Raw genomic sequence first — 19,956 nt, forward strand, 5'->3', positions numbered from 1 at the left:
GGAAATTTATGCGTACAAGGGATTGATCTTGTCGACCTTGATGCCGTACTTCTTGATCGCCTCGGCCACCTTGGCCAACGGCAGCTTGCCCTCGTCGGCCAGCGAACGCAGGGCGGCGATGACGATGTAGTGGCGGTTGATCTCGAAGTGCTCGCGCAGCTTGCTGCGGAAGTCGCTGCGGCCAAAGCCGTCGGTGCCCAGCACCTTGTACGAACGGCCCTTGGGCATGAACGGGCGGATCTGCTCGGCGTAGTTCTTCATGTAGTCGGTGGACGCGACCACAGGGCCGGCGTGCTTCTCCAGCTGCTGCGCCACAAAAGGCACTCGCTGCGGCTCGGTCGGGTGCAGCATGTTGAAGCGCTCGGCGTCCTGGCCGTCGCGGGTCAGCTCGTTGAAGCTCGGGCAGCTCCACACATCGGCCTGCACACCCCAGTCGGCGGCCAGCAGATCCTGGGCGGCGATGCTCTCGCGCAGGATGGTGCCGGAGCCCAGCAGTTGCACGCGCTGGTCGCCCTTGGCGCCCGGCTTGCACAGGTACATGCCCTTGATGATCTGCTCTTCGGTGCCGGCGGTCAGGCCCGGCATGGCGTAGTTTTCGTTCAGCAGGGTCAGGTAGAAATACACGTTGTCCTGCTTTTCCACCATGCGCTTCAGGCCATGGTGCAGGATCACGCCCACTTCGTGCGCGAAGGTCGGGTCGTAGCTGATGCAGTTCGGGATCGTGCCGGCCAGGATGTGGCTGTGGCCGTCTTCGTGCTGCAGGCCTTCGCCGTTGAGCGTGGTGCGGCCGCTGGTACCGCCGAGCAGGAAGCCTCGCGCCTGCATGTCGCCGGCCGCCCAGGCCAGGTCGCCGATGCGCTGGAAGCCGAACATCGAGTAGTACACGTAGAACGGCACCATGATGCGGTTGCTGGTGCTGTAGCTCGTGGCCGCCGCGATCCAGCTGGACATGCCGCCGGCCTCGTTGATGCCTTCCTGCAGGATCTGACCGGCCTTGTCTTCCTTGTAGTACATGACCTGGTCTTTGTCGACCGGGGTGTAGTTCTGGCCTGCCGGGTTGTAGATGCCGATCTGACGGAACAGGCCTTCCATGCCGAAGGTGCGGGCCTCGTCCACCAGGATGGGCACCACGCGCGGACCCAGGGCCTGGTCGCGGAGCAACTGCGTCAGGAAGCGCACATAGGCTTGCGTGGTCGAGATTTCACGGCCTTCGGCGGTGGGTTCCATCACGCTCTTGAAGGTGTCGAGCGAGGGCACGGTGAAGCTCTCGTCGGCCTTGGTGCGGCGGTGCGGCAGGTATCCCCCCAGCGCCTTGCGGCGGGCGTGCAGGTACTGCATCTCCGGCGTATCGTCGGCCGGCTTGTAGAACGGCAGCTTGGGCAGCTCGCTGTCGGGGATCGGCAGGTTGAAGCGGTCGCGGAAGATCTTGATGTCTTCGTCGGTCAGCTTCTTGGTCTGGTGCACGTTGTTCTTGCCTTCGCCCGACTTGCCCATGCCAAAACCCTTGACGGTCTTGATCAGCAGCACGGTCGGCTGGCCCTTGTGGTTCACCGCCTTGTGGTACGCGGCGTAGACCTTCTGCGGGTCGTGGCCACCGCGACGCAGGTTCCAGATGTCGTCGTCGCTCAGGTGCGCCACCATCTCCAGCGCCTTGGGGTCGCGGCCGAAGAAATGCTTGCGCACGTAGGCACCGTCATTGGCCTTGAACGCCTGGTAGTCGCCGTCCAGCGTGTCCATCATGATCTTGCGCAGGGCGCCGTCCTTGTCGCGCGCCAGCAGCGGGTCCCAATTGGAGCCCCAGAGCAGCTTGATCACGTTCCAGCCGGAGCCACGGAACTCGCCTTCGAGTTCCTGGATGATCTTGCCGTTGCCGCGCACCGGGCCGTCCAGGCGCTGCAGGTTGCAGTTCACCACAAAGATCAGGTTGTCGAGGTTTTCGCGCGCGGCCAGGCTGATGGCGCCCAGCGACTCGACCTCGTCCATTTCACCGTCGCCGCAGAACACCCAGACCTTGCGGTTCTCGGTGTTGGCGATGCCGCGGGCGTGCAGGTATTTCAGGAAGCGCGCCTGGTAGATCGCCATCAGCGGGCCCAGGCCCATCGAGACGGTGGGGAACTGCCAGAACTCGGGCATCAGCTTGGGGTGCGGGTAGCTGGAGAGGCCCTTGCCGTCCACTTCCTGACGGAAATGGAGCAGTTGCTCTTCGGTCAGGCGGCCTTCGAGGTAGGCGCGGGCGTACACGCCGGGCGACACGTGGCCCTGGATGTAGAGGCAGTCGCCACCGTGGTTCTCGCTCTCGGCGTGCCAGAAGTGGTTGAAGCCGGCGCCGAACATGTGGGCCAGCGAGGCAAAGGAGCCGATGTGACCGCCCAGGTCGCCACCGTCTTCGGGGTTGTGGCGGTTGGCCTTGACCACCATCGCCATGGCGTTCCAGCGCATGTAGGCCCGCAGCCGTTCTTCGATCTCGATGTTGCCTGGGCAACGGGCTTCCTGGTCGGCCTCGATGCTGTTGACGTAGCCGGTGTTGGCCGAGAACGGCAGGTCGATGCTGTTCTGGCGGGCTTCTTCGAGCAACTGTTCCAGCAGGAAGTGCGCGCGCTCCGGCCCCTCCCGCTCGATCACGGCGGCCAGCGCCTCCATCCATTCGCGGGTTTCCTGGGAATCGGCATCCCCCACACCACGGCCATTGAGAGCGTCGGACGCTGACATGCTTGTCTCCTGTTGGTTTGAAATTGAGCTTACGGCGGGCTTCCCGCAGTGTCACGGATTTTTCCACAAAACAGCGGCAATTTCAATATGTGCTTTTATATTTCATTATGCGGAATACTGCAGATATCAAATTTATAGCAGCCTGTGGCTTTTATCCTCTTGCAGGCAGGTGCCCACACGTAAACTCGGCGCATGAAATCTGCCCCCGAAAAACCAGTCACCCCGGTGGGGAACAGCACCCCGCTGGGCTGGTGGAACCGCTGGTGGCGCAGGCTGCCGCCCTCGCGCCAGGACCGCTTTGCGACGCTGGCGCCGTTGCTCTCGGTGCTGCTCTTTCTCTCGGCCATCGCCGTGGCGATCACCTACCTGCGCTATGAAGAGCTGGAGCGCGAACAGGAAGCGGTGACCCGCGACGTCGAGTACGCACAGCAGCGCCTGAGGCTGCGGCTGCTGGAACGCCAGGAGCAGCTGATGCGTCTCGCCCGCGAGGTGGACAACAAGGAAATCAGCGCCGAAGAATTCGAGTTCCAGGCCGAGACCCTGATCAGCCAGTTTCCGGAACTTCAGGCCATCAGCTGGGTGGACGCACGGCGCACCGTGGCCGCCAGCTACACCTCCCCCAGCGCGCCGGTGAGCCTGATGCGCCTGAAGGGCGCCACCATGACCGCTGCCGAAACGGATGGGTCGTTCGAGCTGGCGCGCGATCTGCGCCAGCCCATCTACTCGCGCCCGCTGGGTGAAGACTCGCGCCAGTCCACCCTGATGCTTCAGGTGCCACTGACCGAACAGGGCCGCTTCGCCGGCACGGTGATGGGCGAGTATTCGATCGATGGCCTCATGCGCTTTGGCATGCCGCCGGAAATCATGGCCCGCTACGCCGTGGCCCTGATGGACGACCGCGGGCGGGTGCTGGCCGGCAGCCTGCAGTCGCCAAGCGCCGTGTTGCGCCTGCTGCCCTGGTCAGCGCAGCCGCTGGAACACGAGGTGCCTGTCTCGCCGGTGGGCAACGGTCTGCTGCTGAAAGCGCAGGGCTACCGCACCTCCCAGGACATCGTGGGCAGCGGCTTTTTCTGGGTCATTGGAGCCCTCTCGGCGCTGACGGTGTGGATGCTGTTGGGCACCTGGCGCCACACGCGGCGTCGCGTGCAGGCCCAGCAAGCCCTGGTGTCCGAGACCAACTTCCGCCGCGCCATGGAAAACTCCATGCTCACCGGCATGCGTGCGCTCGACATGCAGGGCCGTATCACCTATGTGAATCCCGCTTTCTGCTCGATGACCGGCTGGACCGAGGCCGAACTGGTGGGCCGCACAGCCCCCTTCCCCTACTGGCCCGATGACGACCACGACCAGCTCGCGGCCCGTCTTGACGACGAACTCAGCGGACGCTCGACGCCGGGCGGTTTTGAAGTGCGCGTGCAGCACCGCAATGGCACCATCTTCGATGCGCGCATGTACGTTTCGCCGCTGATCGACCCCAAGGGCCACCAGACCGGCTGGATGACGTCGATGACCGACATCACCGAGCCCAAGCGCATCCGCGAGGAGCTGTCCGCCTCCTACGAACGTTTCACCACCGTGCTGGAGTCACTGGACTCGGCCGTGTCGGTGGCGCCGCTGGGCAGCGACGAGATGCTGTTCGCCAACAAGATGTACCGCCTCTGGTTCGGCACCCGCGGCATGGGCCATCGCCATCTGGTCGACCTCGCAGGCAACCAGCCCACACCGAGCCCGGACAACGGCGATGCGGTGGACGCCTTCGCCGGCATGCCTACCGAAACACTCACCGATGCGGGTGCGGAAAACGCCGAGGTGTTCGTGGAAGAACTCGACCGCTGGCTGGAGGTGCGCACGCGTTACCTGACCTGGGTGGACGGTCGCCTTGCGCAGATGGTGATCGCCAGCGACATCACGCCGCGCCGCAACGCCGAAGCGCAGGCCGCGCTGCAAAACGAACGGGCCCAGACCGCCAGCCGCCTGATCACCATGGGCGAGATGGCCTCGAGCGTGGCGCATGAGCTGAACCAGCCGCTGACCGCCATCAGCAACTACTGCAACGGCATGATCTCGCGCCTGAACGAACAGCGCATCAGCAATGAAGATCTGCTGAATGCCCTGGACAAGACCGCGCGGCAGGCCCAGCGCGCGGGCCAGATCATCCAGCGCATCAAGGCCTTCGTGAAACGCAGCGAACCCAACCCGATGCCATCGGATGTGCCCACCATGGTGAGCAACGCGATCGAGCTGGCCGACATCGAGCTGCGGCGTCAGCAGGTCAGGTTGTCGCCCTATGTCGCCGCGCGCCTGCCCACGCTGATGGTGGACCCGATCCTGATCGAGCAGGTGCTGATCAACCTGCTCAAGAACGCGGGCGAAGCCATCACCCAGGCAGGCCGTCCACCGGGCGAGCGGTACGTGGAGTTGAGGGTGGGCCCGCGCCGCCTCGAGAACCAGGAAGTGGTCGAGTTCTCCGTGCGCGACTCCGGCAACGGCGTGCCCGACGAAATGATCGAGCGCATCTACGAAGCGTTCTACAGCACCAAGAGCGAAGGCATGGGCATCGGCCTCAAGCTGTGCCGCAGCATCGTGGAGTCTCACCACGGGAGGATGCAAGTGCAGAACATCTACAATGGTGAAGAGGTGGTGGGTTGCTGCTTCAGCTTCTGGATACCGGTGCAGTCCCGATTGACACCGCCTCCGGAAGCCACCGAACCCTCCAAGGCGTCGTTGCCGGACACAGAAAGAGCGAGATGAGTTTGATCCCCAAAAAAGGCACCGTCTATGTCGTCGATGACGACGAGGCCGTTCGAGACTCCCTGCAGTGGCTGCTGGAAGGCAAGGACTACAGGGTCCGGTGCTTCGAATCCGCAGAAGCCTTTCTCAGCCGATACGACGCCCGCGAGGTGGCCTGCCTGATCGCCGACATCCGAATGGGTGGCATGACCGGCATGGAACTCCAGGAAAAACTGATCGAGCGCCAGTCGCCACTGCCCATCGTCTTCATCACCGGACACGGCGACGTGCCGATGGCGGTGGAGTCCATGAAGAAGGGTGCGCTGGACTTCATCCAGAAGCCGTTCAAGGAAGACCAGCTCGTGGTGCTCGTCGAACGCATGCTGGAAACCGCCAAGGAAGCCTTCGCCACCCACCAGCAGGCCGCCAGCCGCGACGCCCTGCTCTCCAAGCTGACCGGCCGTGAAGCCCAGGTGCTCGAACGCATCGTGGCCGGCCGTCTGAACAAGCAGATCGCCGATGACCTCGGCATCAGCATCAAGACGGTGGAAGCGCACCGCGCCAACATCATGGAAAAGCTGGGTGCCAACACCGTGGCCGACCTGCTCAAGATCGCACTCGGCCAGACGCCCGCCAAAGCCTGACACCACCCCACCCTTTGCCACGACGCCCGCCCTCACCGGCGGGCGTTTCCGTTTCAACCACTGCACAGACATCCCACCATGACCGCCCAACTGATCGACGGCAACGCCCTCTCCCGACAACTGCGCGCCGACGTCGGTGCGCGGGTGACCGCACTCAAGGCCAAGGGCATCACCCCCGGCCTGGCGGTGATCCTGGTCGGCGACAACCAGGCCTCGCAGGTGTACGTGCGCAACAAGGTCAAGGCCTGCGAAGACACCAGCATGCACTCGGTGCTGGAGACCTGGCCCGCGAGCATGACGGAAGCCGAACTGCTGGCGCGCGTGGCCGCGTTGAACAATGACGCCACCATCCACGGCATCCTGGTACAGCTGCCGCTGCCGGCGCACATCGACGCGCAGAAGGTGATCGAGGCGATCTCGCCGGCCAAGGACGTGGACGGCTTTCACATCGCCAGCGCCGGCGCGCTGATGACCGGCCTGCCCGGCTTCTGGCCCTGCACGCCCTATGGCTGCATGAAGATGCTGGAAAGCATCGGCTACGAACTCAAGGGCAAACACGCGGTGGTGATCGGCCGCAGCAACATCGTGGGCAAACCCATGGCGCTGATGCTGCTGCAGCAGAACGCCACCGTCACCATCTGCCACAGCGGCACCAAAGACCTGAAAGCCATGACGCTGCAGGCCGACGTGATTGTCGCCGCCGCGGGCAAACGCAACGTGCTGACCGCCGACATGGTCAAGCCCGGCGCGGTGGTGCTCGATGTGGGCATGAACCGCAACGAGGAAGGCAAACTCTGCGGCGACGTGGACTTTGCCGGCGTGAAAGAGGTGGCGAGCCACATCACCCCCGTGCCCGGCGGCGTGGGCCCCATGACCATCACCATGCTGATGGTGAACACGCTGGAATCGGCCGAGCGCCTCGCCGGCTGATCGGCTTGGTGCCCTGAGCGCAGACCCGGATCAGGGCACCCGCAGCAATCCGCATGGCTCGGGATGAACCCCGAGCAGTGGCGCCGTGCCGGCCGATGGCGCGAAAGGCCCCAGCCGCTGGCGCTCCATGAAGTCCCATTGCGCCTGCCTCCCCATCCAGCCGGCCTGGTAGGCGTGCAGGTCGTCCTGCTGCAGAAGGCGCTCGTCCGCCTGGGCCACGCTGCCTCCGGTGGCGAGGTATTGCTCGATCCAGCACAGTTTCACCGCCGCGTAATACCGCCCCTGCACGTAAGCCAACCGGGTTTCCGGCACGGCGCGCAGCAGGAACAGCACCAGCAACGCCAGCAACACCGGGGCGGTCTGTTCGCGGCGGCGGAACAGCACCAGGCAGATCGCGGCCCAGGCGGGCAGCGTCAACGCGGTGTAGCGCGAGGCGATCGCCGCCTCGACACCCAGCTGAACCCGTCCGTAGGCGGTGAGCAGCGCAAACACCAGGCTGCAGCCCACGAGGATCACACACACCTGCCAGAAACGGTGTGACGTCGGCGTCCCGGTGTTCGTCGGACGAACGGCCAGACGCTTCAGGCCCCAGCCGAACATCGTAAGCATCGCCGCCAGGAACACCGTGCCGACCGGGTACAGGAACCACCACGACATGCGCTGCACCATGAGCACGAAGTAGCTCAGCATGGCCGCCACGAACCGCAGGTAGTCCAGCGGATTGGGTCGGAACACCTGAAACCCCTCGGCCGACACCACAAACCGGTAATTCACCAGAAACGCCGCCAACGTCAGCAGGCAGGCCGCCACCAGCGCCAGCGCATGCCCGCGCTGGGTCGCCGAACCGCGCCACGCCTCCATGGCCAACACCAGGCCCAGGGCGGGCAGCGCCGTCAGACCGAAGCCCGTGAACCCCAGACCCACCACCAGCACCGCGAGGGCGGCCGTGCGCGCCCCACCCGGCGCCCACAGCCAGACGTTGACCAGCAGCATCAGCAGGAACAGGGGAACCACGCTGTGGGAGCCATTGGGCGCCACCCACATGGTTTCAAAACCGGCCACACCCCAGAACGGCAGCAGCAGGAGCGCATCCCAGACCGACCAGGGACCCGGCACCAGTCGCCGGCGCAAACGCAAGGCCAGGGCCCCGGACGCCAGTTGCACACAGGCCATCCAGAGGCTCTCCCACCGGACGCTCCAGTCGCTGAAGTGGTAAGCCGGCAGCGCCAGCGCGAAGGCCAGACCTTGCCGGTGCGGCCCGTGCTGCCAGAAAAAAGCCGCCGGCACGTCGCTCCACTGGAAGCCGTTGTACAGCCGCGTGAGGAGGGCCCACTGGTCAGAAAACGGGACATTGACCGAGAGCAGCCAGGTCAGACCCAGCAACCGGGCCGCCAGCGCGACGCCGAGCACCACCAGCAGCACCTTGGCGACCGGGGGCGGCAGCGCCGCCAGCGGGCCAGACAGGTGCCGCAAAGGGTTCATGGGCGCGACGGCCATGCCACGCGGCGGGCCAGTCGCCAGAGCACCCACCCGCTGCACACCCATTGCCCCAGCACCATGACAGAGCCCATACCGTGCCAGAGCCGCAGGTTCCCGCCAGTGGCGCGCGCGCTGACGATCTTCTGCGCCACGCCAAACTCCTGCACCAGGGCCAGCAACATGGCCAGCAAGACCACCGCCAAGGTCACCAGCAACCCGCGCAACGCCGACAGCCCCTCCGGGGAGACCTCCGCCGCCAGCAGCGCGCGCTGCCGGCGAAGGATCAGCATCAGCACCGCACCCAGGACCAACCCGGCCCAGCACTGAAGGGAAAACAGCCGGGCCGCCACAGGGCCCGCCACAGCGGGGTTGCCCAGGCTGGCGAACAAGGTGGGCACGGCGACAAAACTCAGCGCGTTGATGCCGCCCCACCAGAGGGCGGCCATCATCACGGACAGGCGCTGCCAGGGCATGGGCGCAGGATCAGATGTAGCGCACCGCCACGACCTCGAAGCGGCGCGTGCCGCCCGGGGTCTGGACCTCAGCCACATCCCCCTCTTCCTTGCCGATCAAGGCGCGGGCGATTGGGCTGCTGATGTTGACGAGACCCAGCTTGAGGTCGGCCTCGTCTTCGCCCACGATCTGGTAGGTCACTTCGGCTCCCGTGCCTTCATCGGCCAGATCCACCGTGGCGCCGAAGACCACGCGGCCCGACGCATCCACCGCCGTCGGGTCGATGATCTGGGCGACCGAGAGCTTGCCCTCGATCTCGGCGATGCGCCCTTCGATGAAGCCCTGGCGCTCCTTGGCGGCGTCGTAGTCGGCGTTTTCGCTCAGGTCACCCTGGGCACGGGCTTCGGCGATCGCCTGGATCACGGAAGGACGCTCCACGGTCTTGAGTTTGTGCAGCTCTGCCTTGAGCAATTCGGCGCCGCGCTTGGTGATGGGGAAAGTGGACATCGGGAACTCCAGATCAGGGGCGGCCCCGATCGGGGCCTGTTGGGCAGCACAGGCCACCCGGAAAAAGGCAAACCGCCGAACGTTTCCGGTCGGCGGCTTCACTGCCCGAAATTATGCCCTGAATCGATCCGACCGCATGCCGTCGCCGGGCCGTCTCAGTCGCGACCCGCACGCTCGATGGTGTCGGCCAGCCGGGCCGGATCGGTGAAGCGCAGTTCGTGGCTGCCCTGGCACTCCACCAGCCGGAACAGACCCAGCCGCTCCGACAGTCGCGGGTGCCAGGGCAGGTTGTGCGGCAAGGCCGTGTCCTGCTGACCATTGATGTAGCTCTTGCCCATGGGCATGGCCTCCAGCGGCGTCGCGGCGGCATCAACGAAGGCGCACGCCATGTTTCAGGTGCCAGTGGAGGGCCAACTGGACCACAGGCAGAACGGAATGGCTGGACTGCGCGCAGGCCGTGGGCTGTGGCAGAAAGCACAACGGGCATGGCCGCAATCCAGCGTCCATGCCCGTTGGGTTCAAGAGGGAAAGCCCCTCGGCCGGATCAGGCCACCAACTGCGCGTGCATCTCCTGCACGGAAATCACGCCGAGGCTGTCCATGTACTTCATGCCCTCGACGGCCGCTTCAGCGCCGAAGATCGTGGTGAAGGTGGTCACGCGGGCCAGCAGGGACGAGGTGCGGATCGCGCGCGAATCGGCGATGGCGTTGCGGCGCTCTTCCACCGTGTTGATCACCAGACTGATGTCGCCGTTCTTGATCATGTCCACGATGTGCGGGCGGCCTTCGGTGACCTTGTTGACCGCGACCACCGGCACGCCGGCCGCGGCAATGGCGGCGGCGGTGCCGCGAGTGGCGACCAGCTCGAAGCCCATGGCCACCAGCGCGCGCGCAATCTCCACCGCACGCGGCTTGTCACCGTTCTTCACGGTCAGGAACACCTTGCCCGACGGGCTGCCGTCGGCCTTTTTGGGTCGCGGCAGCTTGGTGCCGGCACCCAGCTGGCTCTTCACGAAGGCTTCGCCAAAGGTCTTGCCCACGCCCATGACTTCGCCGGTGGACTTCATCTCGGGGCCGAGGATGGTGTCCACACCGGGGAACTTGACGAACGGGAACACCGCTTCCTTCACGCTGAAGTAAGGCGGCGTCACCTCGGCGCCGATGCCTTGGTCGTCCAGCGACTGGCCGGCCATGCAGCGTGCGGCCACCTTGGCCAGCTGGATGCCCGTGGCCTTGGAGACGAAGGGCACCGTGCGCGAAGCGCGCGGGTTCACTTCCAGCACATAGATCACGTCCTGACCGTCCTTCTCCTGGATCGCGAACTGCACGTTCATGAGCCCGATCACGTTCAGGCCTTGTGCCATGGCCGCGGTCTGGCGCTTGAGCTCGTCGATCGTGGCTTGTTTCAGGTAGTACGGCGGCAGCGAACAGGCCGAGTCGCCGCTGTGCACGCCGGCCTGCTCGATGTGTTCCATCACGCCACCGATGAAGACACGGCCCGTGTGGTCGCGGATCGCGTCCACGTCGCACTCGATGGCGTCGTTCAGGAAGCGGTCCAGCAGCACCGGCGAATCGTTGCTCACCTTCACGGCTTCGCGCATGTAGCGCTCCAGATCGCGCTGCTCGTGCACGATTTCCATCGCGCGGCCACCCAGCACATAGCTCGGGCGCACCACCAGCGGGTAGCCCAGGGCGGCGGCTTTTTCCAGCGCTTCAGGTTCGGCACGCGCGGTGGCGTTGGGCGGCTGGCGCAGCTTCAGCTCGTGCAGCAGCTTCTGGAAGCGCTCACGGTCTTCGGCGGCGTCGATCATGTCGGGGCTGGTGCCGATGATGGGCACGCCCGCGGCTTCCAGGCCGAGCGCGAGCTTCAGCGGCGTCTGACCACCGTACTGCACGATCACACCGGCGGGTTTTTCCTTGTCGACGATCTCCAGCACGTCTTCCAGCGTCAGCGGCTCGAAGTACAGGCGGTCGGAGGTGTCGTAGTCGGTGGACACGGTTTCGGGGTTGCAGTTGACCATGATGGTCTCGTACCCGTCTTCGCGCATCGCCAGTGCGGCGTGCACGCAGCAGTAGTCGAACTCGATGCCCTGTCCGATGCGGTTCGGGCCACCGCCCAGCACCATGATCTTCTTGTTGTTCGTCGGCTCGGCTTCGCACTCGCCGTCGCCGTGGCCTTCGTAGGTGGAGTACAGGTAGGCGGTGTCGGTCGAGAACTCGGCCGCGCAGGTGTCCACGCGCTTGTAGACCGGGCGGATGTTCTGCGCGATGCGGCGCGCGCGCACGGCGGCGTCGGTGGTCTTGAGCAGCTTGGCCAGGCGGCGGTCCGAGAAGCCCTTCTTCTTGAGGCCGCGCAGGGTGTCCGCGTCGATGGCGTCGAGGCTGGTCTGCTCCAGCTTGAGTTCGATCTGCACGATCTCTTCGATCTGCACCAGGAACCAGGGGTCGATTTTGGTGAACTGGTGCACCTCGGCCAGCGTCCATCCGGCCGCAAAGGCATCGCCCACGTACCAGATGCGTTCGGGACCGGGTTCACCCAGCTCGCGCTCCAGGATCTCGCGGTCCTGGGTCTTTTCGTTCATGCCGTCCACGCCGACCTCCAGGCCACGCAGGGCCTTCTGGAAGCTTTCCTGGAACGTGCGGCCCATGGCCATGACCTCGCCCACGGACTTCATCTGTGTGGTCAGGCGGCTGTCGGCGGTGGGGAATTTCTCGAACGCGAAACGCGGGATCTTGGTCACCACGTAGTCGATGCTGGGCTCGAACGACGCCGGCGTCGCGCCGCCGGTGATCTCGTTGCGCAGCTCGTCCAGCGTGTAGCCGATGGCCAGCTTGGCCGCGACCTTGGCGATGGGAAAGCCGGTGGCCTTGGAGGCCAGGGCCGAGGAGCGCGACACGCGCGGGTTCATCTCGATCACCACCATGCGGCCGTCGGCCGGGTTGATGGAGAACTGCACGTTGGAGCCACCGGTGTCCACACCGATCTCGCGCAGCACCGCCAGCGAGGCGTTGCGCAGGATCTGGTATTCCTTGTCGGTCAGCGTCTGCGCCGGAGCCACGGTGATGGAGTCACCGGTGTGCACACCCATCGGGTCCAGGTTCTCGATCGAGCAGATGATGATGCAGTTGTCCGCCTTGTCGCGAACCACTTCCATCTCATACTCTTTCCAGCCGAGCAGCGACTCTTCGATCAGCAGCTCGTTGGTCGGCGAGGCTTCGAGGCCGCGCTTGCAGATGGTCTCGAACTCCTCCGGGTTGTAGGCGATGCCACCACCCGTGCCACCCAGCGTGAAGCTGGGGCGGATCACGACCGGGAAACCCACGGTCTTCTGCACACCCCAGGCCTCTTCCAGACTGTGGGCGATGCCCGAGCGCGCGGAACCCAGACCGATCTTGGTCATGGCGTCCTTGAACTTCAGGCGGTCTTCAGCCTTGTCGATCGCCTCCGGCGTGGCACCGATCAGCTCGACGTTGTGTTTCTCCAGCACGCCGTGGTGCCAGAGGTCCAGCGCGCAGTTCAGCGCGGTCTGGCCACCCATGGTGGGCAGGATCGCGAAACCACCGGGGGTGAGCGGCCGCTCCTTGGCGATGATCTTCTCCACCGTTTGCCAGGTGATGGGCTCGATGTAGGTGACGTCAGCCGTGGCCGGGTCGGTCATGATCGTGGCCGGGTTGCTGTTGATCAGCACCACCCGGTAACCCTCTTCGCGCAGCGCCTTGCAGGCCTGCACGCCGGAGTAATCGAACTCACAGGCCTGGCCAATGATGATCGGGCCGGCGCCAATGATGAGGACGGTCTGGATGTCTGTTCTTTTGGGCATGGTTCGCTTGTGTGTCTTGTGGCGCAGGCTTCAGCCTTGGCGCTGGGTGTCCAGTGTGTTCAGCAGCGCCTGGATGCGCTCGGCGGGCACGTTTTTCTGCATCAGCTGCAGCAGGCCGTCGCCTTCGATCAGGGGGCGCAGCACCTCGACCTCGGCTGGGTAGAACAGCGCGTCCCAGGCGGCCAGCTCGGTGTTGAAGGTCTCGTCGTCCCAGGTCTTGCCTTTGGCCAGCAGGGTCACCAGCGGCGCGGCCTTGTTTTCGACGAAGGCCTTTCGGTAGGGCTTCTGTGCCCAGCGCTGGGCAAACCACTCCTTGTGTGGCGACTCCAGTCCCAGCATGCGTTTGGCAATGGCTTTTTCGATCGCAAAAACCGGGAAACTGAAGAGCTTCATGGGGGTTCCTTGTGGCGCGCGGAAGTCAGGCCTTGGCCTGCTGCATCAGACCGATGAACCGGTCAAACAGATAACCGATGTCGTGCGGGCCGGGCGAGGCTTCCGGGTGGCCCTGGAAGCAGAAGGCCGGCTTGTCGGTACGGGCCAGGCCCTGCAATGTGCCGTCGAACAGGCTCACGTGCGTGGCGCGCAGGTTGGCCGGCAGGTTCTTCTCGTCCACCGCGAAACCGTGGTTCTGGCTGGTGATGCTCACGCGGCCGTTGTCGAGGTCTTTCACCGGGTGGTTGGCGCCATGGTGGCCGAACTTCATCTTGAAGGTCCGGGCACCGCTGGCCAGCGCCATGATCTGATGTCCGAGGCAGATGCCGAAGGTCGGCACGCCGCTGTCGATGATTTCGCGCGTGGCGGCGATCGCGTAGTCACAAGGCTCCGGGTCGCCCGGGCCGTTGGACAGGAACACGCCGCTGGGCTTGAGCTTGAACACGTCGGCCGCGGGCGTCTGGGCCGGAACGACCGTGATCTTGCAGCCGCGTTGCGCCAGCATGCGCAGGATGTTCCTCTTGACGCCGAAGTCGTAGGCCACGACGTGGAACTTCGGTGCAATCTGCTCGCCGTAACCGAAGCCCAGTTGCCACTCGGTCTGGCTCCAGTCGTAGGGTGCATCGGCGGACACGACCTTGGCCAGGTCCTGCCCGGCCATGTTGGGAGCCGCCTGGGCGGCGGCAATGGCCTGCGCGCGGTGTGCTTCGGTGATAGCTTCTCCGGCAGCGAGCGCGACGATGCAGCCGTTCTGGGCGCCGTGGGTGCGCAGCCGACGCGTCAGGGCACGCGTGTCCAGATCGGCGATGGCCACCGTGCCCTCGGACTGCAGGTAGTTGGTGAGTGTCTTTTCGCTGCGGAAGTTGGACGCTAGCAGGGGCAGGTCTTTGATGATCAGGCCGGCCGCATGGATGCGATTGGCCTCCACGTCTTCACCATTGACACCGGTGTTGCCGATGTGCGGGTAGGTGAGCGTGACGATTTGCTGGCAATAGCTCGGATCGGTGAGGATTTCCTGGTAACCGGTCATGGAGGTGTTGAACACCACTTCACCGGTCGTCTGACCGGTGGCACCGATGGAAATCCCTGTAAAGACCGTGCCGTCGGCGAGCGCGAGAAGGGCTTTCGGATGGACGGGAAGCACGGTTTTCTCCAGAGAGTTTTCGAAACGCACCCGCATGTCACCATGAGGCGATGCCGAAGCCGTTTCGCGCCCGCACCCAAGGAGTCGCGAGCGGATCGCGACGGGGTTCGTGTGCGGGGAATCTGGGCTGGCAGCCGGGGCTGACGCAGAGCTTGCGTCGAATGCGGGTAAACCTTGAGATTATAGCCGCTCACCCCCTGCCCTTCGGCCACCACCATCCGGAAAACGCACCCATTCGGGGCAGCCAACCAGACCGCAACGAGGGCTCATCGCGCCGCTGCGCTGGCGTGCAGACAGATCGCCGCCGCTGCCGCGACATTGAGCGACTCCTCGCCGCCCGGCTGGATGATGCGCACGGATTGCGCGGCCAGGGCGCCGAGCGCCGGGCTCACGCCCTGCCCTTCGTGACCGAGCACCCAGGCACAGGGCCAGGGCAACCGGGCCTGATGCAACAGATCCCCTTGATGGGAACTCGTCACCAGCAGCGGCACGGCCAGATCGCCCAAGTCGTCTGCGGCGAGCCCCTCCACCAGATGCAGGGCAAAGTGAGCCCCCATGCCGGCACGCAGCACCTTGGGCGACCACAACCCCGCTGTGCCCTTGAGCGCGAGCACCTGTACAAAACCCATGGCGGCGGCGCTGCGAAGGATGGAGCCCACGTTGCCCGCATCCTGCAGGCGGTCGAGCACCACCGCCGCGCCACCTGTCTGCAAGCCAGCCGCCTCGGGCAGGTCCCAGACAAAGCCGACCCCCGCGGGTGATTCGAGACCGCTGATCCCCGCCATGAGCGCGTCGGGCACCGTGACGATGTGGTCGGCGGCATCGCGCAGATCGTGGGGCGCCTGGGGCCAGAAACTCTCGGTGAACACCGCCGTCGCGGGCCGCCGCCTGCGCGCGAGCAAGGCCCTGCACAGGTGGTCCCCCTCCAGCCAGATCTGCCCCTGCTTGCGGTAGGCGGTGCTGTCCTGTGCGAGCAGGCGCAAGCGCTTGAGCAAGGGGTTGTCGCGAGAGGTGATGGCGGTGGGTTGATTCATGGAGGCGCTTGGTCGGGTGAGGCTGCGAGCACGCGTGCCACGGGTGCGAAGCTGCGGCGGTGCTCGGCGAGCGCGCCGTGCGTCTGAAGCGCTTGCAGGTGCGCGGCCGTGCCATACCCTTTGTGGCGATCAAAGCCGTACACGGGGTGCAACAGGTGCAACTCGTCCAGCAGGCGGTCCCGGGCGACCTTGGCCAGGATGGACGCCGCCGAGATGGCGGGCACCAGCGCATCGCCCGAGACGATGGCCTCGGCCAGCACGTCCAGCGACGGCAGGCGGTTGCCATCCACCAGCACCTTGACCGGCTTCAGGCGAAGGCCATTCACCGCTCGCTGCATGGCCAGCATCGTGGCCTGCAGGATGTTGAGCCGGTCGATTTCTTCCACCGAGGCCTGGGCCACACTGCAGCACAGCGCCTTGGCACGGATTTCGTCGTACAGCTGTTCGCGCCGCCTGGCCGTGAGCTGTTTGGAGTCGGCCAGGCCTTTGATCGGCGCCTTGTCATTGAGGATGACCGCGGCTGCGACCACCGGCCCGGCCAGGGGTCCGCGACCGGCCTCGTCCACGCCCGCGACCAGACCCGGCACATCCCAGATCAGGGACGCCTGCTCAGCCTTGAAGAACTTTTTCAATCGCATCGGCGGCCAATTGTGCGGTGTCGCGGCGCAAGCTGTGGTGCAACTCGGTGAATCGCGCCTGCAACGCTGCGGTTTGGGCCGGCGCATCCAGCCAGGCCAATGTGGTCTGCGCGAGTGCCGGCGGCGTGGCGGCATCCTGCAGCAGCTCGGGCACCACAAAGTCGCGGCACAAGATGTTGGGCAGGCCCACCCAGGGCTGCAGCTGCTTGCGCCGCATGATGTGCCAGGACAATCGGTTCATGTTGTACGCGATCACCATCGGCCGCTTGAACAGGGCCGCCTCCAGCGTGGCCGTGCCACTCGCAATGAGCGTCACGTCGCAGGCAGCCAGCGCATCGTGTGAACGACCGTCCAGCACCATCAGGTTGTCCAGACCGCTGGCCGACGCGATGGCCACGATGCTGTCCTTGAGCGCAGGCACGGCAGGCACCACGAATTTCAAACCAGGCCTTTGACGCCGCATCAGCACCGCAGCATCAAAAAACCGTCGGGCGTTGTACTGCACCTCCGAACGGCGGCTGCCAGGCAGGATCGCCACGACGGTCTCGTCGTCACGCAAACCCAGTCGCCGCCGTGCCGCCGACCGATCTGGCACCAGCGGAATCACACTGGCCAGCGGGTGCCCGACGTAGGTAGCATCAATGCCATGCCGGGCGAGCAGCTCGGGCTCGAACGGAAAGAGGCACAGCACATGATCGGCGCTGTTGCGCAGCTTCAGGACCTTCTTGGGCCGCCATGCCCAGAACGACGGGCAGACGAAATGCACGGTTCGAATGCCATCGGCCTTCAGCGCGGCCTCCAGGTCGAAATTGAAATCGGGCGCGTCGACGCCGATGAAGATGTCGGGCCGATCGGTCGTCAGCAGCCGCTCCTTGAGCCGGTTGCGGATACCGAGGATTTCCATGAACTTGGGCAGCACCTCGATGTACCCGCGCACGGCCAGCTTGTCACTGGGCCACCAAGCTTCGAACCCCTGGTGGGTCATGCTGGCGCCACCAATGCCCATGGCCGTCAGACCGGGCCAACGTTCGCGCAGGCCTTGGAGCAGCAACCCCGCGAGCAAGTCGCCAGAAGCCTCGCCGGCCACCATCGCAAAGCGGCGTTGCGCTTCCATGAGTCGAGCAGCGGAACCGTTAACGGGCAATGCCGCGGGTCGCGGACGCGAGGAAGCGGTTCATCATCTCCACATCGCCAGCAGCATCGGGGATGTCATGCGCCAGGGCCTCGATACCGCCCCGGGCCTGCTCCAGGGTGAGCCCCTGGCGGTACAGCAGCTTGTGCATCTGCTTCACCGCCGCCACCCGCTCCGGCGTGAAGCCGCGACGGCGCAAACCCACCACGTTGAAGCCGCGCACGGCCAGCGGATTGCCGTCGACAAGCATGAAGGGCGGCACGTCCTGCGAAACCGCGCTGGCAAAGCCAACCATCGCGTGCGCACCGACCGAGACGAACTGATGAATACCGGTCAGACCACCGACTGTCACCCAGTCGGCGAGGTGAACGTGACCTGCGAGCGTGGTGTTGTTCGCCAGCGTGGTGTGGTTGTCGACAATGCAGTCATGGGCGATGTGTGTGTACGCCATGATCCAGTTGTCGTTGCCCACCCGCGTGACCCCGCCCGCGCCCGGCACGCCCAGGTTGAAGGTGCAAAACTCGCGAATGGTGTTGCGGTCTCCGATGATCAGCTCGGTGGGTTCTCCCGCGTACTTCTTGTCTTGCGGGATCGCACCGATCGAGTTGAACTGGAAAATCCGGTTGTCCCGTCCGATGGTGGTGCGGCCGTCGACCACACAATGAGGGCCGATGGTCGTGCCCGCACCCACTTTCACGTGGGGACCGATCAGGGCGTAGGGGCCGACGGTGACAGAACTGTCGAGCTCGGCACCCGGGTCCACCAATGCGGTGGCGTGGATCTGCGTCACAGCGTGCTCCCGGTGTCGATCAGGCAATCGTGCGCATGGTGCACATCAGCTCGGCCTCGCACACCACATCGCCCGCCACGCGGATCACGCCTTTGAACTTGTAGATGCCTGCGCGCACGCGGTCGAGGTCCACATCCATGATCAGCTGGTCACCAGGCTCCACGGGGCGCTTGAAGCGGGCGCCATCGATGCCAGCGAAGTAGTACACCGTCTTGTCGTCCATGGTCACGCCCGCCGTATCAAACGCCAGCAGCGCTGCCGCCTGTGCCATGGCTTCGAGCATCAGCACCCCGGGCATCACGGGTCGGTTGGGGAAATGCCCCCCGAAGAACGGCTCGTTGATCGTGACGTTCTTCAGCGCCTTGATGCGCTTGCCTTTTTCGAGCTCCAGCACACGGTCCACGAGCAGAAAGGGATAACGGTGCGGCAGCTGCTTGCGAATCTCGTGAATGTCCATCATGGTGATCGGGTGTCTTGGGAAGCGTTGTCGAGGCTCTGTTCGACGGCTCGGAGCCGTTCGCGCAGGCGGTTGAGTTGTTTGAGGGAAGCGGCGTTCTTTTCCCAGGACGCATTGTCGTCGATGGGAAACATGCCGGTGTAGTGACCCGGCTTGCCGATGGAGCGCGTGACCACCGTCGCCGCCGAGATGTTCACCCCGTCGGCCAGCGTCAGGTGTCCCAGCACGATGGCGCCACCACCGATGGTGCAACGCGCACCGATCACAGCGGTGCCAGCCACCCCCACACATCCGGCCATGGCCGTGTGGTCGCCCACACGCACGTTGTGGCCGATTTGGATCAGGTTGTCCAGCTTCACACCGTTACCGATCACCGTGTCGTCCAGCGCTCCGCGATCAATGCAGGTGTTGGCGCCGATCTCCACATCGTCACCAATGCGTACCGCACCGAGCTGTTCGATCTTGACCCACTCACCACGGTGCGGGGCAAATCCAAAACCATCCGCACCGAGGACCACGCCGGGGTGAAGAATGCAGCGCTGTCCCACAGCGCAGCGCTCCCCCACCGTGACGCGCGCATAGAGCAGCGAACCCGCGCCCACGCTGCTGCCTGCCTCCAACACGACGTGGGGACCAATGCGAACGCCGGTACCGACATGCACCCCTTCGCCCACCACCGCAAAGGCAGCGATTGAAACGCCCGCCTCGATCACAGCCGTGGGGTGAATGCTCGCCAGTGGGTCGATGAGTGCCGGTTCGGCCGCCCGATGCTCTGCGCGCCACCATTGGGTGAGCCGGGCAAAGTAAAGGTAAGGGTCGTCAATGACGATGCACGCGCCCCGTGAGGCAGCGGCTTCCAGAAGCGTGGGCGGAACGATCAGCGCCCCTGCCTGGGTGGTATGCACCTGATTCGCATACTTCGCCTGCGCCACAAATGACAGATCGGAAGGCGTTGCCGTGGCCAACGGCGCCAGGCGATGAATCTGGAGGTGGGGCTCGCCGAACAACTGGCCCCCTAGGGCCTCGACAATGGCGCCGAGTGGCCGGGACACGTCTC

16 protein-coding genes and 1 pseudogene are annotated in these 19,956 nt (G+C 65.2%); 3 read left to right on the plus strand and 14 right to left on the minus strand.

Annotation, left to right across the window (positions count from 1 at the left end):
* Positions 1-6: 6 nt before the first annotated feature.
* Entirely contained in the window at positions 7-2,709 is a 2,703-nt protein-coding gene (gene aceE / locus IM738_RS09615) for a pyruvate dehydrogenase (acetyl-transferring), homodimeric type (protein WP_236965644.1), read from the minus strand.
* Positions 2,710-2,901: 192 nt separating this feature from the next.
* Here aceE and IM738_RS09620 point away from each other — a divergent pair, with 192 nt between their 5' ends.
* From IM738_RS09620 to folD, 3 genes are all read left to right on the plus strand, one after another.
* Entirely contained in the window at positions 2,902-5,460 is a 2,559-nt protein-coding gene (locus tag IM738_RS09620) for a PAS domain-containing sensor histidine kinase (RefSeq protein ID WP_236965645.1), read from the plus strand.
* Positions 5,457-6,083 (plus strand): response regulator transcription factor, encoded by a 627-nt coding sequence (locus tag IM738_RS09625; protein ID WP_077330607.1) that lies wholly within the window; start codon positions 5,457-5,459, stop codon positions 6,081-6,083. The genes IM738_RS09620 and IM738_RS09625 overlap by 4 nt, the downstream gene beginning before the upstream one ends.
* A 78-nt stretch (positions 6,084-6,161) precedes the next feature.
* The gene (gene folD, locus IM738_RS09630; RefSeq protein WP_236965646.1) at positions 6,162-7,013 is read left to right on the plus strand and encodes a bifunctional methylenetetrahydrofolate dehydrogenase/methenyltetrahydrofolate cyclohydrolase FolD; all 852 of its coding nucleotides are present in this window, start codon (positions 6,162-6,164) and stop codon (positions 7,011-7,013) included.
* Between the two features lie 30 nt (positions 7,014-7,043).
* On the opposite strand, the gene IM738_RS09635 is transcribed toward folD, so the two are convergent.
* The 13 genes and pseudogenes from IM738_RS09635 to lpxD form a co-directional block, all read right to left on the minus strand.
* Complete coding sequence (locus IM738_RS09635) at positions 7,044-8,495, minus strand: hypothetical protein (protein ID WP_236965647.1); 1,452 nt, start codon at positions 8,493-8,495, stop codon at positions 7,044-7,046.
* Entirely contained in the window at positions 8,492-8,965 is a 474-nt protein-coding gene (locus IM738_RS09640; protein WP_236965648.1) for a DUF4149 domain-containing protein, read from the minus strand. The genes IM738_RS09635 and IM738_RS09640 overlap by 4 nt, the downstream gene beginning before the upstream one ends.
* A gap of 10 nt (positions 8,966-8,975) precedes the next feature.
* Positions 8,976-9,452: a transcription elongation factor GreA gene (gene greA, locus IM738_RS09645; protein WP_236965649.1), complete on the minus strand. Its 477-nt coding sequence runs from the start codon at positions 9,450-9,452 to the stop codon at positions 8,976-8,978.
* Positions 9,453-9,607: 155 nt separating this feature from the next.
* A pseudogene (locus tag IM738_RS09650) lies at positions 9,608-9,808 on the minus strand (alpha/beta hydrolase); the annotation flags it as partial.
* Between the two features lie 188 nt (positions 9,809-9,996).
* Positions 9,997-13,272 carry a carbamoyl-phosphate synthase large subunit gene (gene carB / locus IM738_RS09655; RefSeq protein WP_236965650.1) on the minus strand — a complete coding sequence of 1,092 codons (3,276 nt, stop codon included), beginning with the start codon at positions 13,270-13,272 and terminating at the stop codon, positions 9,997-9,999.
* A 30-nt stretch (positions 13,273-13,302) separates the two neighbouring features.
* Positions 13,303-13,665, minus strand: coding sequence for a hypothetical protein (locus tag IM738_RS09660; protein ID WP_236965651.1), 363 nt, complete (start codon positions 13,663-13,665; stop codon positions 13,303-13,305).
* A gap of 25 nt (positions 13,666-13,690) precedes the next feature.
* Positions 13,691-14,848 carry a glutamine-hydrolyzing carbamoyl-phosphate synthase small subunit gene (gene carA / locus IM738_RS09665; RefSeq protein WP_236965652.1) on the minus strand — a complete coding sequence of 386 codons (1,158 nt, stop codon included), beginning with the start codon at positions 14,846-14,848 and terminating at the stop codon, positions 13,691-13,693.
* Positions 14,849-15,114: 266 nt separating this feature from the next.
* The gene (locus IM738_RS09670) at positions 15,115-15,882 is read right to left on the minus strand and encodes a TrmH family RNA methyltransferase (protein ID WP_236965653.1); all 768 of its coding nucleotides are present in this window, start codon (positions 15,880-15,882) and stop codon (positions 15,115-15,117) included.
* Complete coding sequence (rnhB, locus tag IM738_RS09675; protein ID WP_236965654.1) at positions 15,879-16,520, minus strand: ribonuclease HII; 642 nt, start codon at positions 16,518-16,520, stop codon at positions 15,879-15,881. Before rnhB ends, IM738_RS09670 begins: the two co-directional genes overlap by 4 nt.
* The gene (lpxB, locus tag IM738_RS09680) at positions 16,492-17,634 is read right to left on the minus strand and encodes a lipid-A-disaccharide synthase (RefSeq protein ID WP_236965655.1); all 1,143 of its coding nucleotides are present in this window, start codon (positions 17,632-17,634) and stop codon (positions 16,492-16,494) included. The genes rnhB and lpxB overlap by 29 nt, the downstream gene beginning before the upstream one ends.
* 19 nt (positions 17,635-17,653) lie before the next feature.
* Positions 17,654-18,442: an acyl-ACP--UDP-N-acetylglucosamine O-acyltransferase gene (lpxA, locus tag IM738_RS09685; RefSeq protein ID WP_236965656.1), complete on the minus strand. Its 789-nt coding sequence runs from the start codon at positions 18,440-18,442 to the stop codon at positions 17,654-17,656.
* Positions 18,443-18,461: 19 nt separating this feature from the next.
* Positions 18,462-18,902, minus strand: coding sequence for a 3-hydroxyacyl-ACP dehydratase FabZ (fabZ, locus tag IM738_RS09690; protein WP_236965657.1), 441 nt, complete (start codon positions 18,900-18,902; stop codon positions 18,462-18,464).
* A complete protein-coding gene (gene lpxD, locus IM738_RS09695) occupies positions 18,899-19,951 on the minus strand; it encodes a UDP-3-O-(3-hydroxymyristoyl)glucosamine N-acyltransferase (protein ID WP_236965658.1) in 1,053 nt (350 codons plus the stop codon). The genes fabZ and lpxD overlap by 4 nt, the downstream gene beginning before the upstream one ends.
* Positions 19,952-19,956 lie beyond the last annotated feature (5 nt).

It is taken from the genome of Hydrogenophaga sp. SL48 (assembly GCF_021729865.1).
Taxonomy (GTDB): domain Bacteria; phylum Pseudomonadota; class Gammaproteobacteria; order Burkholderiales; family Burkholderiaceae_C; genus Hydrogenophaga.